Raw genomic sequence first — 13,375 nt, forward strand, 5'->3', positions numbered from 1 at the left:
CAGAGGCGTGTGTGTCTGCCGATGCCGTTCGCGGTGTCGGGAGCCGCGTCCGGCTTCGGGATGACGGGCGCCGTCCCCGGCCGTGGCGCGAAATCGTCCCTGCACCCGGCTTCGCTCGAATGGGTGATCCGTTTCACGCTCGGCCGGAGGCGGTCGGTTGCGCATGCTGGGGTCGGTAGCATCAAGCACCGGCCCGGACGGGAGGACGCACAGCGTCTCCCGAGCCCGAGTCCGCCCTGGGGCGCCCCGTCCGCCGGTCCATGCAGCCGGAGGTGCCCATGAATGCGGAGGCCGTCAATCCCGCGACGCCGGGTCGTGCGACAGCGGGGCACGACACACCGGCGGGACCACGCAGGAAGGCCCGCCCCCGGCTCGATCTGCGCCGGCTCGGCCGCGCCGCCCTCCTCGGCCCCGCCGCCCGGGACCGGCTGCCCGACGCCATCGGCCACGTCGTCGAGGCCCACCGCGCGCACCACCCCGACGCCGACCTCGAACCACTGCGCCGCGCCTATCTCCTGGCCGAGTCCTCGCACCGCGGCCAGATGCGCAAGAGCGGCGAGCCGTACATCACCCATCCGCTCGCGGTGACCCTCATCCTCGCCGAACTCGGCGCCGAGACCACCACGTTGACGGCCTCACTGCTGCACGACACCGTCGAGGACACCGAGGTGACCCTTGACCAGGTGCTCGAGGAGTTCGGCGAGGAGGTCAGCTACCTCGTCGACGGCGTCACCAAACTCGAGAAGGTCGACTACGGCGCCGCGGCCGAGCCGGAGACCTTCCGCAAGATGCTGGTCGCCACGGGCAACGACGTGCGCGTGATGTCGATCAAACTCGCCGACCGGCTGCACAACATGCGCACCCTCGGCGTGATGCGCCCGGCGAAGCAGGAGCGCATCGCCAAGGTGACCCGGGACGTCCTCATCCCGCTCGCCGAGCGGCTCGGCGTCCAGGCCCTGAAGACGGAACTCGAGGACCTGGTCTTCGCGATCCTCCACCCCGGGGAGTACGAGCACACCCGCGAGCTGATCCTCCGCAACGCGGACCGCGGCGACGACCCGCTCGCCGAGGTCGCCGACGACGTCCGCACGGTCCTCCGCGAGGCCGACATCACCGCCGAAGTGCTGATCCGGCCACGCCACTTCCTCTCCGTGCACCGCGTGTCCCGCAAACGGGGGCGGCTGCGCGGCGCCGACTTCGGCCGCGTGCTGGTCCTGGTCGGCGAGGACGCCGACTGCTACGGCGTCCTGGGCGAACTGCACACCTGCATGACCCCCGTGGTCTCGGAGTTCAAGGACTTCATCGCCGTCCCCAAGTTCAACCTCTACCAGTCGCTGCACACCGCTGTGGCGCGCGAGGACGGACAGGTCGTCGAAGTCCTCATCCGCACGCACCAGATGCACAAGGTGGCCGAGGCCGGGGTCGTCGCCCTCGGCAACCCCTACGCCGCGCCCCCCGAGGAACTGTCCGCGCCGGACGGCGAACGCGCGGACCCCACCCGACCTGGCTGGCTGTCCCGCCTGCTCGACTGGCAGCGGGCGGCCCCCGACCCCGACACCTTCTGGTCCACCCTGCGCGAGGACCTCTCCCAGGACCGCGAGATCACCGTCTTCCGGCCCGACGGCGGCACGCTCGGCCTCCCCGAGGGCGCCAGCTGCGTGGACGCTGCGTACGCGCAGTACGGCGAGGACGCGCACGCCTGCATCGGCGCCCGGGTCAACGGGCGCCTGGCCACGCTCAGCACCGTGCTGAAGGACGGCGACACGGTGCAGCTCCTCATGGGTCAGGACCCCGCCTCCGAACCCTCCCGGGAGTGGCTGGACCACGCCCACACCCCCGCCGCGCGGATCGCCATCCAGCGGTGGCTGACCGCCCACCCGGCCCAGGAGGAGACGACCGGGACCCCGGCGGTGCCCTCCCGCCCCGCGGCCGACGGGCCCGCCGCGGCTCCCTCGTCCCGGGCAGTACCGGACCGCCCCGCCGCCTCCCACGCCCAGGTCCTGGCCGACCGCCCCGGAGCGGCCGTACGGCTCGCCCGCTGCTGTACGCCGGTCCCACCGGACGAGGTCACGGGGTTCGCCGTACGCGGCGGCGTGGTCACCGTGCACCGGGCCGGGTGCGCCGCCGTGGCCCGCATGAAGGCAGCGGACCGGGAAGAGGTCGGTGTGCGCTGGGGCGAAGGCGCCGAATGCCGGGTCACCCTGGTCGCCGAATCGTTCGTCCGGCCCCACCTGCTCGCCGACCTCACCGAGGCCATGGCGGTCGAAGGCGCCGAGATCGTCTCCGCGACCGTCGAGCCCCCGACCCAGCAGCAGGTACGGCACACGTACACCGTGCAACTCCCGGACGCCGCCCACCTGCCCGCCCTGATGCGCGCCATGCGCAAGGTCGCCGGGGTCTACGACGTGAGCCGCGCCCAGCCGCAGACCTCCGGCGCCTGACCCGGCCCACGCCCGCAGCCGGCGCCCCGCGTGCGCGGGGGGCCGGGCGTTGCGCACCTGGCTCGCGTAGCGGCCTCTCACGCGTGAGGACCGGTCGCGCGTGAGGACCTGGGCGCGCGTGAGGGCCCGCCCGGCACCTGCCGTGCCAACCGCAGTGACGTGCGGCGGACGCCTGCGCCCGGGACCCGCCGGCGGGCTCCCGCACCCGGCGTACGGACCGACCCCCGGCGCACCCGATCGGGTGCGCCGGAAGCGCGCCGTCGCCGCGGCCCGGGCCCGCGCTGATAGCCGTGGGGCATGCCGCTCACTCCCGCCGGCCGGGCCACCCACGGCCGCGCCCTCCCCACCGCCGTCCCGCGCGCCCGCCGGAGGCGTGCGGCCGCCGCGCTGCTCGCCTCGGCCGTCTCCGTCTGCCTGGTCGCCGCGAGCGCCCCCGCCACCCCGCTGGGCGTCGGCGACCGCCTCTTCCCGCACCTGGGCAACCCCGGCTACGACGTGGCGTCGTACGACCTGCGGCTCGACTACTCCGGCAGCAACGACGTACCCCTGCGCGCCGTCACCACCATCGACGCCTGGACCACCGCCGAACTGGACCGGATCAACCTCGACTTCGCCCACGGAACCGTCCAGTCCGTGGAGGTCGACGGCGAACCCGCCGCCTTCACCGGCGCGGGCGAGGATCTGGTGATCACCCCGGAGGACGAACTGGACCGGGGCGAGTGGACGCGCATCACCGTGCGGCACACCAGCGATCCGGTGAGCCCCGAGGACCGCGAAGGCGGCTGGATCCGCACGGCCGACGGTCTCGCGATGGCCAACCAGGCCGACGCCGCACACCTGGTGTTCCCCTGCAACGACCACCCGTCCGACAAGGCGATGTTCACCTTCCGGATCACCGCCCCCGACGGCCACACCGCCGTCGCCAACGGACTGCGCACCCGCGTCGACCGCGCCCGCGGTGCCACCACCTGGACGTACCGGACCCAGCACCCCATGGCCACCGAACTCGCCCAGGTGTCCATCGGCCGGTCCAGCGTGGTCCACCGCGCCGGTCCGCACGGACTGCCCGTGCGGGACGTGGTGCCGGCCGGGCACCGCGAGAAGCTGGAACCCTGGCTGGCCAAGACGCCCGGCCAGATCTCCTGGATGGAGGACAAAGTCGGGCGTTACCCCTTCGAGACGTACGGGCTGCTCCTGGCCGACGCCTCCACCGGCTTCGCCCTCGAGACCCAGACGCTCTCCCTCTTCGAGCGGGAACTCTTCACCGACCCGGCGTACCCGGAGTGGTACGTGGAGTCGATCATGGTGCACGAGCTGGCCCACCAGTGGTTCGGCAACAGCGTCAGCCCCGGCACCTGGTCGGACCTCTGGCTCAGCGAGGGCCACGCGACCTGGTACGAGGCCCTGTACGCGGAGGAGAAGGCGGGCCGCTCCCTGGAGGCCGGCATGAAGGCCGCCTACGAGGCCTCCGACCGCTGGCGCGCGGCCGGCGGGCCGCCCGCCGAACCCGACGTCCCCGACCCCGGCCGGAAGATCAGCATCTTCCGGCCCAACGTCTACGCGGGGGCCGCGCTCGTGCTGTACGCGCTGCGGCAGGAGATCGGGCACGGGGACTTCGACCGCCTGCAGCGCGCGTGGGTTACCCGTCACCGGGACGGCAACGCCACGACGGCGGACTTCGTCCGGCTCGCCTCCGAGACCGCCGGACGCGACCTCAGCGCGTTCCTGCACCCCTGGCTGTACGGCGAGAAGACGCCGCGCATGCCCGGACACCCGGACTGGACGTCCGGCACACGGGCCGCCGCTCCCGCGCATTGAGTGGGCCGGAAGCGGGCAATAACACGGTGACGAGACGGGCCGTGCCGTGCGACCATCGTCGCGTCGGCACGGCACGGCACACCGGGGAATCTCCCGGGGTACTCGTGCGTTGTGGACAGTGACGGACCAGATTCCGTGCACGCGACTCCGCAGCCGGAGCGCCCGGCCGGCAGCCGGGGGCCAGGGCGTCGCCGCAGACGGTTTCCCATCTACGTAAGGATCCAATGACCTCCTCTTCATCCCCTTCCCAGGACACCCAGCGCCTCGCGCACAGCCACCCCGAGGGTCTTCGGGCCGATGCCCTGATGGAAGAGGACGTCGCCTGGAGCTTCGAGATCGACGGAGAGCGGGACGGCGACCAGTTCGACCGCACCGAGCGTGCGGCCCTGCGCCGTGTCGCGGGCCTGTCCACCGAGCTCGAGGACGTCACCGAGGTCGAGTACCGGCAGCTCCGCCTGGAGCGGGTCGTGCTCGTCGGTGTGTGGACCACGGGCACCGCACGGGAGGCGGAGAACTCCCTCGCGGAACTCGCCGCCCTCGCCGAGACGGCGGGCGCTCTCGTGCTCGACGGTGTGATCCAGCGCCGCGACAAGCCCGACGCGTCCACCTACATCGGTTCGGGCAAGGCCGAGGAACTGCGCGACGTCGTGCTCGAGACGGGCGCGGACACCGTCATCTGCGACGGTGAGCTCAGCCCCGGCCAGCTCATCCACCTCGAGGACGTCGTCAAGGTCAAGGTCATCGACCGCACGGCGCTCATCCTCGACATCTTCGCCCAGCACGCCAAGTCCCGGGAGGGCAAGGCGCAGGTCTCGCTCGCGCAGATGCAGTACATGCTGCCGCGGCTGCGCGGCTGGGGTCAGTCGCTGTCCCGCCAGATGGGCGGCGGCAAGGGCGGCGGCCTCGCCACCCGTGGTCCCGGTGAGACCAAGATCGAGACGGACCGGCGCCGCATCCGCGAGAAGATGGCGAAGATGCGCCGGGAGATCGCGGAGATGAAGACCGGCCGCGAGATCAAGCGGCAGGAACGCAAGCGCCACAAGGTGCCCTCGGTCGCCATCGCCGGCTACACCAACGCGGGCAAGTCCTCCCTGCTCAACCGTCTCACCGGAGCGGGCGTGCTGGTGGAGAACCAGCTGTTCGCGACGCTCGACCCGACCGTGCGCCGGGCCGAGACTCCGAGCGGACGGCTGTACACGCTGGCCGACACCGTCGGCTTCGTCCGGCACCTGCCCCACCACCTGGTCGAGGCGTTCCGCTCCACGATGGAGGAGGTCGGCGAGTCCGATCTGATCCTGCACGTGGTGGACGGTGCGCACCCCGCTCCGGAGGAGCAGCTGGCGGCCGTGCGCGAGGTGATCCGTGACGTCGGAGCCACCGACGTGCCCGAGATCGTCGTGATCAACAAGGCGGACGCCGCCGACCCGCTCACGCTCCAGCGGCTGCTGCGGGTGGAGAAGCGCTCCATCGCCGTCTCGGCCCGCACCGGCCAGGGCATCGAGCAGCTGCTGGCGCTCATCGACACCGAGCTGCCCCGCCCCTCGGTGGAGATCGAGGCGCTCGTGCCGTACACGCACGGCAAGCTGGTGGCCCGCGCCCACGACGAGGGCGAGGTGATCTCCGAGGAGCACACCCCGGAGGGCACCCTGCTCAAGCTGCGGGTGCACGAGGAGCTCGCGGCCGAACTCACGCCGTACGTGCCGGCTCCGGCCGGCTGACCCACCGGGCACACGCGAAGGCCCGCTCCCCGTCCTGCGGGGAGCGGGCCTTCGCCGTGTCAGGGGCCGGCGGTGCGGATCAGCTGCCGCCGTGGGTCCGGCTCATGCTCTGGTACAGCGCCTCGGCGTCCCGGCCGAGCTGCGGTCCCGCCAGCCAGGTGTTGTCGGTCGGGCCGATCGAGGTGTTGGAGACCAGCACCGTCCGGCCGTCACGGACCCGGAACCATCCGCCGCCCGAGGAACCGCCGGTCATGGTGCAGCCGATCCGGTACATCGTCGGCAGGTTCGCGGCGAGGGAGAACCGGCCCGGTGCGTCCAGGCACTTGAACATCCGCAGGCCGTTGTAGGGCGGCGCGGCCGGGTAGCCCCACGCCCCCATGCTGCCCGCCGCGGCGGCCGACGGCGCGGAGAAGTCCACCTCCAGGGCGGCGCCGACGGTCTCCTCCAGGGACTTGCCGCCCTGTTCCGGCTGTACGTGCAGCACGGCGTAGTCGTACGGCGCGCCGGCGCCGCCCGACTCCGATCCGCCCTGGATCCAGCCGTTGGAGGTCGCGGCCCAGTCGGCCCACCAGTTGCCGTAGGGGGCGATCTCGGACGGATTCGCGCCGCTCAGCTCGCTCTCGGACTTCCCCAGGTCGTTGTAGGCCGGGACGAAGACCAGGTTGCGGTACCAGCCGCCGTCGGCGCCGGCGTGCACACAGTGTCCTGCCGTCCACACCAGATTCGACTTGCCCGGGTGGTTGACGTCCTTGACGACCGTCCCGGAGCAGACGCTCGGGCCGTCGGGGGTGTCGAAGAAGACCTTGCCCACGGGGGCCGCGTGATCGTGGTACGGCGTCTTCTCGGCCTGCGCCCGGACCGGCGCGGGCTCCGGGTCACTGACGCCCTCGGCGGCCCGGGCGTCCTGGGTCGAGACGGTCTTGTCCGCCTCCTCCGCCGCGCGCATCCGCTCCGGCTCCCACAGGCCCTCGATCACCGGGTTGACGAAGTCCTCGGCCTCACTGAACCACTTGTCCCGGTCCCAGTCCTGCCAGCCGCCGTCCCTCCACCGGTCGACGTCGATGCCGTGCTCCTTGAGCCGGTCCGTGAGGTCGGACGGGAGGGACACCTTGCCGTCGGCGTCGTCCGCCGCCCGGGACGCGCCCGGACCGGCCCTGCCGCCCGCCTCGTCGCCGGACGAGCCGCCGCACGCGGTCGCCGTCAGGGCCAGAGCGGCGACCAGCCCGGCGGCGGCCAGGACGGTGCGCCGGCGCCCCGGCCCCCGGAACGCGGACATACGGAATGAACTCATGATGCGTGGACCCCCCGTTGAGACCGATGAATGCCGTGCCGATGCGTGCGGTGCCCGGGCCGGCGGGCCGCCGGTGCGTCCGCCGGAGCGGGCCGGGCGCGCGCGGGCTCAGTGCGCCGCGCGCGCCGTACCGCCCGTACCTGCCGTGCCCGCGTGCGCCGCGGCACGCGGGCACGGCAGCCGGGTCACTGCCCGGCGAACTTCTCGCTGACCGCGTCGTAGATGCCCTTGGCCTCATCACCCAGCCGCGGACCGGCCAGCCAGCCGGACGTCACCGGGCCGATGGAGGTGTTGGACACCAGCGCGGGCTTGCCGTCCGAACCGGTCGCGACCCAGCCGCCACCGGACGAACCGGCGGTCATGCTGCACCCGATGCGGTACATCGTCGGGTCCGACGCCTCGATGGACAGCCGTCCCGGCCGGTCCTGGCAGCGGTACAGCGTCTGGCCGTCGTACGGCGGCGCGGCCGGGTAGCCGATCGCGGTCACGCTCTTCATCTGCGGCACCGCGGGGGCCTTGAAGTCCACCGGCAGCGCCGAACCGACCGTCTCCTCCAGCGACTTGCCGTTGCCGCCCTTCTCCGGCGTCACATGGATCACGGCGAAGTCGTGCGCGGCACCGTCACCACCCGTGGAGCCGCCCTGCTCGATCCACTGGTCCGAGGTCTGGGCCCAGTCGCCCCACCAGACGCCGTACGGGGCGACCTCCTCCTTGGCGGCGCCCTCCAGCTCCTTGGTCGGCATGCCCGCGTCGTTGTAGGACGGCACGAACGCGATGTTGCGGTACCAGCCGCCCTTCTTGCCGGCGTGCACGCAGTGGCCGGCGGTCCACACCATGTTGGACTTGCCCGGGTTGGCCGGGTCCTTGACCACCGTCGCCGAGCACACCATCGTGCCCTCGGGGGAGTCGAAGAAGACCTTGCCCGCCGTGGGGGCGTTGGCGTGGTAGGACGGCGGCACGGCCTCCGCCTGCACCGGCTGCGGCGTCGGGTCGGTCACGCCCTGGTCACCGTCGAGGTCGCCCTCGTCGACCCCCTGGTCGGGCTCCTCCGCGTCCCGCATGCGGTCCGGGTCCCAGAGGTCCTCGATGATCGGGTTGATGAAGTCGTTGGCCTCGCGCAGCCAGTCGTCCTTGCTCCAGTCCTTCCAGGCGCCGTCCCGCCACTTGTCGACGTCGATCCCGTGTTCCTTCAGCCGGTCCCGGATGTCGTCCGGGATCCGCAGCTTGCCGTCGTCCGACGCGGCGGTCGCCGAGGGCTCGGCGCTCGCGTCCGCGTCCCCCGAGTCGCAGGCGGTGGCGGTGAGGACGAGCGCCGCCGCGAGCGCCACCGCGGACAGGACGGGGGAGGTTCTGCGGCGCGGCCTCCCCCCTCCGCGGACGGTGGACGACGGCCGTATGGATCGCATGATCTGATTCCCCCTGGTGTGGACGAACGTGGCGCGCAGGCCGTGTGCCCGGCCCCGGACCCGGACGGGCCCCGGCCGGACCGACGGTCCTGGGACGGCACCACACACTATGCGGTTGCTGTGGGGGACTTCCGACGGAACGGCAACGGTTCCGTCACGGCAAGGATCTTGGGGCAACCCGTGATCCCCGGGGCGGTCACGGGCTGGAACGTGGGCAGGCCGTGGGCGACGTCCGCACCCGGACCGGGCAGGCCGCGGTGCCGTCGTGCCGGGGCCGGGGTGGCAGCCGTCGACGTGACCGCACCGCTCGGCACGGGCGTGACCGCCCGTTTGTCAGTGCCGGGCCGTAGGGTGGTCGCGCTATGACGAAGCCCTCACTCCCCGAACTCCTGCATGCCGCCGTCACCGCCGTCGGCGGCACGGAGCGCCCCGGCCAGGTGACCATGGCCGAATCCGTCGCCGAGGCGATCGACGACAACTCCCATCTGCTGGTCCAGGCCGGCACCGGCACCGGTAAGTCACTCGGCTACCTGGTGCCCGCGCTCGCGCACGGGATGGGGATCCCGTCGGCCGAGGGCTGGGGGAGAGTGGTCGTGGCCACGGCCACCCTGGCCCTCCAGCGGCAGCTCGTGGAGCGGGACCTGCCGCGCACGGTGGAGGCACTGCACCCGCTGCTGCGCCGCCGCCCCGAGTTCGCCATGCTCAAGGGCCGGTCGAACTACCTCTGCCTGCACCGGCTCCACGAGGGCATGCCGCAGGACGAGGAGGAGGGACTCTTCGACCAGTTCGAGGCCGCCGCCCCGACCAGCAGACTGGGGCAGGACCTGCTGCGGCTGCGCGACTGGTCCGACGACACGGAGACCGGCGACCGCGACGACCTCACCCCCGGCGTGTCCGACCGGGCCTGGTCCCAGGTGTCGGTGTCGTCCCGGGAGTGCCTGGGCGCCACCAAGTGCGCCTACGGGGCGGAGTGCTTCGCCGAGATGGCCCGGGAGCGCGCCAAACTGGCCGAGGTCGTCGTCACCAACCACGCCCTCCTCGCGATCGACGCGATCGAGGGCGCCCCGGTCCTGCCGCAGCACGAGGTGCTGATCGTCGACGAGGCCCACGAACTGGTGTCCCGGGTGACCGGCGTGGCCACCGGTGAGCTCACCCCGGGCCAGGTGAACCGTGCCGTGCGCCGCGCCGCGAAGCTGGTCAACGAGAAGGCTGCCGACCAGCTCCAGACCGCCGCCGAGGGCTTCGAGCGGCTGATGGAACTGGCACTCCCGGGCCGGCTGGAGGAGATCCCCGAGGACCTCGGCTACGCGCTGATGGCGCTGCGCGACGCCTGCCGGACGGTGATCTCCGCGATCGGCGGCACCCGGGACAAGTCCGTGCAGGACGAGGACGCGGTCCGCAAGCAGGCCCTGGCCTCGGTGGAGAGCGTGCACGACGTCGCGGAGCGCATCACCAACGGGTCCGAATGGGACGTCGTCTGGTACGAGCGCCACGAGCCGCGCGGCGGCAGCTCCTACCGCCAGGCCGGTGCCTCCCTGCGCGTCGCGCCGATGTCCGTCTCCGGGCTGCTGCGGGAGAAGCTCTTCACGGACCGCTCGGTGATCCTCACCTCCGCGACCCTGAAACTGGGGGGCGACTTCAACGGCGTGGCGGCCTCGCTGGGCCTCGGCCCCGAGGGCAGTACCGGCGACGACCTGCCGGAGTGGAAGGGCGTCGACGTCGGCTCGCCGTTCGACTATCCGCGGCAGGGCATCCTGTACGTCGCCCGGCACCTGGCGCGCCCGGCCCGTGACGGCGACCGCGCCGACATGCTCGACGAGCTCACCGAGCTGATCCAGGCGGCGGGTGGCCGCACCCTCGGGCTGTTCTCCTCGATGCGGGCCGCCCAGCTCGCCGCCGAGGAGCTGCGGTCCCGAATCCCCGAGTTCCCCATCCTCCTCCAGGGCGAGGAGACGCTCGGCGAGCTGATCAAGAACTTTGCGGCCGACCCCCGGACCTGTCTCTTCGGCACGCTGTCGCTGTGGCAGGGGGTCGATGTGCCGGGGCCGAGCTGCCAGCTCGTGGTGATGGACAAGATCCCCTTCCCGCGGCCGGACGACCCCTTGATGAGCGCCCGGCAGAAGGCCGTGGAGGAGGCGGGCGGCAACGGCTTCATGGCGGTGGCGGCGACGCACGCCGCGCTGCTGATGGCCCAGGGCGCGGGCCGCCTCGTCCGGGCCTCGGGGGACCGGGGTGTCGTGGCGGTGCTGGACCAGCGGCTGGCGACGGCGCGCTACGGGAGCTATCTGAAGGCGTCACTGCCCGACTTCTGGTACACCCCGGACCGTCATCAGGTCAGGAAGTCGCTGGCCGCGATCGACGCGGCCGCTCGGCGGACCGAGGCGGAGACGGGTACGGAGCCGGGCGCGGCCCCGGAGGCGGGGACCGAGGCGTAGTGATCGCGGGTTAGCCTGTCGCGGGCCCGCGACAGGCTAACCCGCGATCAAGGGACGTTCCGGCACCGGGGTCGGCCCGGGCGGGGGCCTGGTCGTCGAACGCCGACGGTGCACCTGGGATGGAAGCCGGGGAGCCGGGACAGAGCAGGACCCCGGAACCGGCGCAGGGGTCCCGGGGCCCGGTCGGGGGCGGGGCGGCGGCGATGACGCCGGCCGGGCCCCGCGCAGGCTCAGACGCGCCGGAGAACGGCCACCACCTTGCCGAGGATGGTCGCGTCGTCGCCGGGGATCGGCTCGTACGCCGCGTTGTGCGGCAGCAGCCAGACGTGGCCGTCCTCGCGCTTGAAGCGCTTGACGGTGGCCTCGCCGTCGAGCATGGCGGCGACGATGTCGCCGTTCTCCGCCACGGGCTGGCGTCGGACCGTGACCCAGTCGCCGTCACAGATGGCGGCCTCGATCATCGAGTCACCGACGACCTTGAGGACGAACAGTTCACCGTCGCCGACGAGCTGCCGGGGGAGGGGGAACACGTCCTCGACGGACTCCTCGGCGAGGATCGGTCCACCGGCGGCGATGCGTCCGACCAGCGGCACGTAGGACGCGGCCGGCTTGCCGGTGGTGTCCGTGGGCTGGACGGAGGCCGCCTGGTCGGAGCCGCGCACCTCGTAGGCGCGGGGGCGGTGCGGGTCGCGGCGCAGGAAGCCCTTGCGCTCCAGGGCCATCAGCTGATGGGCCACGGAGGAGGTGCTGGAGAGGCCGACCGCCTGGCCGATCTCACGCATGGACGGCGGATAGCCGCGCCGCTGCACGGAGTCCCTGATGACTTCGATGACCCGGCGCTGGCGGTCGGTGAGCCCGGAGCTGTCCGCCCGGATGCCGGGAGGCCGGCCCGGCAGGGAGCGCTTGTGCGTCTCGGGATTCGCGGCTTCGTTCATCACATGCACCGGCTCGGGCCGGCCCTGGGGGCGGTCCTGGGCAGTGATGGTGGCACTGTCTGCGGTGGTGGTCACGTCGGCCCCTCTCGATGGTCTCCCTGCAGCACAACGGTAGTTGCTTTCGAAAGGTTGCGCCAAACACACGTTCGAGTGAAAAATCGCGAATTGTGGCACGCGATTTCGGGTCGAGGTGTATTGGCTGCCGCGCTGCCTGTCGGACAAACGGGATCATTGTTGTACTCTCACCGCCCAGGTGGTGACCCCGTCCCGCCCGGCGTGGCCCCAGTCTGCCATCTGGCCCCCCGCCGCCCGGGGAGCGGGCCCCTCTCTCTTCAGGAGTCGCACGAGTCTCTCCAGGAGCCGCACGAGCCCTCCAGGGATCCCACGACACCTTCAGAAATCGCACGGCCCCTCCTCCGGGGGACCGCGCCGCGTTCCCCCGTGTGCGGAGCGCGACAAGGGGCACACGTGTGCTGCCGTGGGGGCGGAAGGCGAAACGCGTGCACGGCGTGTATGTATGAGCCAATCCCCACATCTAGTGGTTGGATTGCTCCAGCGGCCCAGAAGTTGTGGTCCCCCGGGTCTTCGGAGCCTCGGAGATCGCCTATGCTGGAGTCGCTTCGTGGGGCCCGAGTGGCCCGGCGAGGCCATTGTGTCTGCTGTGAGGAGGGTTGGGATTTCATGCACTGCCCCTTCTGCAGGCACCCCGACAGCCGTGTCGTCGACAGCCGTACGACGGACGACGGCACGTCCATCCGCAGGCGCCGCCAGTGCCCCGACTGCTCCCGTCGTTTCACGACCGTGGAGACGTGCTCGCTCATGGTGGTCAAGCGGTCCGGGGTCACCGAACCCTTCAGCCGCACCAAGGTCATCAACGGCGTGCGCAAGGCGTGCCAGGGACGGCCGGTCACCGAGGACGCGCTGGCCCAGCTCGGCCAGCGGGTCGAGGAGGCGGTGCGCGCCACCGGAAGCGCCGAGCTGACCACCCACGACGTGGGACTGGCCATACTCGGCCCGTTGCAGGAGCTCGACCTCGTCGCCTACCTGCGGTTCGCCTCCGTCTACCGGGCCTTCGACTCGCTCGAGGACTTCGAGGCGGCGATCGCGGAACTCAGGCAGGCGGAACATCCCGCCGGGGACGGCGGGGACGGCGGGGACGGCGGTGACCGCGAGGGAGCGGTCACGGGGAGCCAGGAAGACGACAGCGGGTCCGGCGGGACCGGCGAGGTCCCCCGGCCCGCCCACGCCACCGGCTGACGGCAGGGCCGGGCCCGGGACGTCGGCCCCGGGGACCGGCCGGTCGGCGGCGGGGGAGAAGAACCGGTTGCGGG

At 72.4% G+C, this 13,375-nt stretch carries 8 protein-coding genes; 5 read left to right on the forward strand and 3 right to left on the reverse strand.

Annotation, left to right across the window (positions count from 1 at the left end):
* Positions 1 to 278 precede the first annotated feature (278 nt).
* From ACIRPP_RS29335 to hflX, 3 genes are all read left to right on the forward strand, one after another.
* On the forward strand, positions 279 to 2,441 hold the full coding sequence (locus tag ACIRPP_RS29335) for a RelA/SpoT family protein (RefSeq protein ID WP_403648926.1): 2,163 nt from the start codon (positions 279 to 281) through the stop codon (positions 2,439 to 2,441).
* A 297-nt stretch (positions 2,442 to 2,738) separates the two neighbouring features.
* Positions 2,739 to 4,259: a M1 family metallopeptidase gene (locus tag ACIRPP_RS29340; protein ID WP_403648929.1), complete on the forward strand. Its 1,521-nt coding sequence runs from the start codon at positions 2,739 to 2,741 to the stop codon at positions 4,257 to 4,259.
* Between the two features lie 224 nt (positions 4,260 to 4,483).
* Positions 4,484 to 5,977, forward strand: a complete 1,494-nt coding sequence (gene hflX, locus ACIRPP_RS29345; protein ID WP_403648932.1) for a GTPase HflX — start codon at positions 4,484 to 4,486, stop codon at positions 5,975 to 5,977.
* 79 nt (positions 5,978 to 6,056) lie between these two features.
* On the opposite strand, the gene ACIRPP_RS29350 is transcribed toward hflX, so the two are convergent.
* Positions 6,057 to 7,268, reverse strand: coding sequence for a trypsin-like serine peptidase (locus ACIRPP_RS29350; RefSeq protein WP_403648935.1), 1,212 nt, complete (start codon positions 7,266 to 7,268; stop codon positions 6,057 to 6,059).
* Positions 7,269 to 7,453: 185 nt separating this feature from the next.
* Positions 7,454 to 8,674, reverse strand: a complete 1,221-nt coding sequence (locus tag ACIRPP_RS29355; RefSeq protein ID WP_403648939.1) for a trypsin-like serine peptidase — start codon at positions 8,672 to 8,674, stop codon at positions 7,454 to 7,456.
* A gap of 362 nt (positions 8,675 to 9,036) precedes the next feature.
* Here ACIRPP_RS29355 and ACIRPP_RS29360 point away from each other — a divergent pair, with 362 nt between their 5' ends.
* Positions 9,037 to 11,109: an ATP-dependent DNA helicase gene (locus ACIRPP_RS29360; RefSeq protein WP_403648942.1), complete on the forward strand. Its 2,073-nt coding sequence runs from the start codon at positions 9,037 to 9,039 to the stop codon at positions 11,107 to 11,109.
* Positions 11,110 to 11,339: 230 nt separating this feature from the next.
* On the opposite strand, the gene lexA is transcribed toward ACIRPP_RS29360, so the two are convergent.
* Positions 11,340 to 12,119: a transcriptional repressor LexA gene (lexA, locus tag ACIRPP_RS29365; protein ID WP_164333153.1), complete on the reverse strand. Its 780-nt coding sequence runs from the start codon at positions 12,117 to 12,119 to the stop codon at positions 11,340 to 11,342.
* 606 nt (positions 12,120 to 12,725) lie between these two features.
* Here lexA and nrdR point away from each other — a divergent pair.
* Complete coding sequence (gene nrdR / locus ACIRPP_RS29370; protein WP_403648945.1) at positions 12,726 to 13,301, forward strand: transcriptional regulator NrdR; 576 nt, start codon at positions 12,726 to 12,728, stop codon at positions 13,299 to 13,301.
* The last annotated feature ends 74 nt before the right edge of the window (positions 13,302 to 13,375 follow it).

The organism is Streptomyces sp. NPDC101219, assembly GCF_044767675.1.
In the GTDB taxonomy this organism is placed as follows: Bacteria; Actinomycetota; Actinomycetes; order Streptomycetales; family Streptomycetaceae; genus Streptomyces.

Bases quoted from the DNA above. Each gene is read 5' to 3' on its own strand.
- ACIRPP_RS29335 (WP_403648926.1), top strand. From the start codon at position 279: ATGAATGCGGAGGCCGTCAATCCCGCGACGCCGGGTCGTGCGACAGCG.
- hflX (WP_403648932.1), top strand. From the start codon at position 4,484: ATGACCTCCTCTTCATCCCCTTCCCAGGACACCCAGCGCCTCGCGCAC.
- ACIRPP_RS29355 (WP_403648939.1), bottom strand. From the start codon at position 8,674: ATGCGATCCATACGGCCGTCGTCCACCGTCCGCGGAGGGGGGAGGCCG.
- ACIRPP_RS29340 (WP_403648929.1), top strand. From the start codon at position 2,739: ATGCCGCTCACTCCCGCCGGCCGGGCCACCCACGGCCGCGCCCTCCCC.
- ACIRPP_RS29350 (WP_403648935.1), bottom strand. From the start codon at position 7,268: ATGAGTTCATTCCGTATGTCCGCGTTCCGGGGGCCGGGGCGCCGGCGC.
- nrdR (WP_403648945.1), top strand. From the start codon at position 12,726: ATGCACTGCCCCTTCTGCAGGCACCCCGACAGCCGTGTCGTCGACAGC.
- ACIRPP_RS29360 (WP_403648942.1), top strand. From the start codon at position 9,037: ATGACGAAGCCCTCACTCCCCGAACTCCTGCATGCCGCCGTCACCGCC.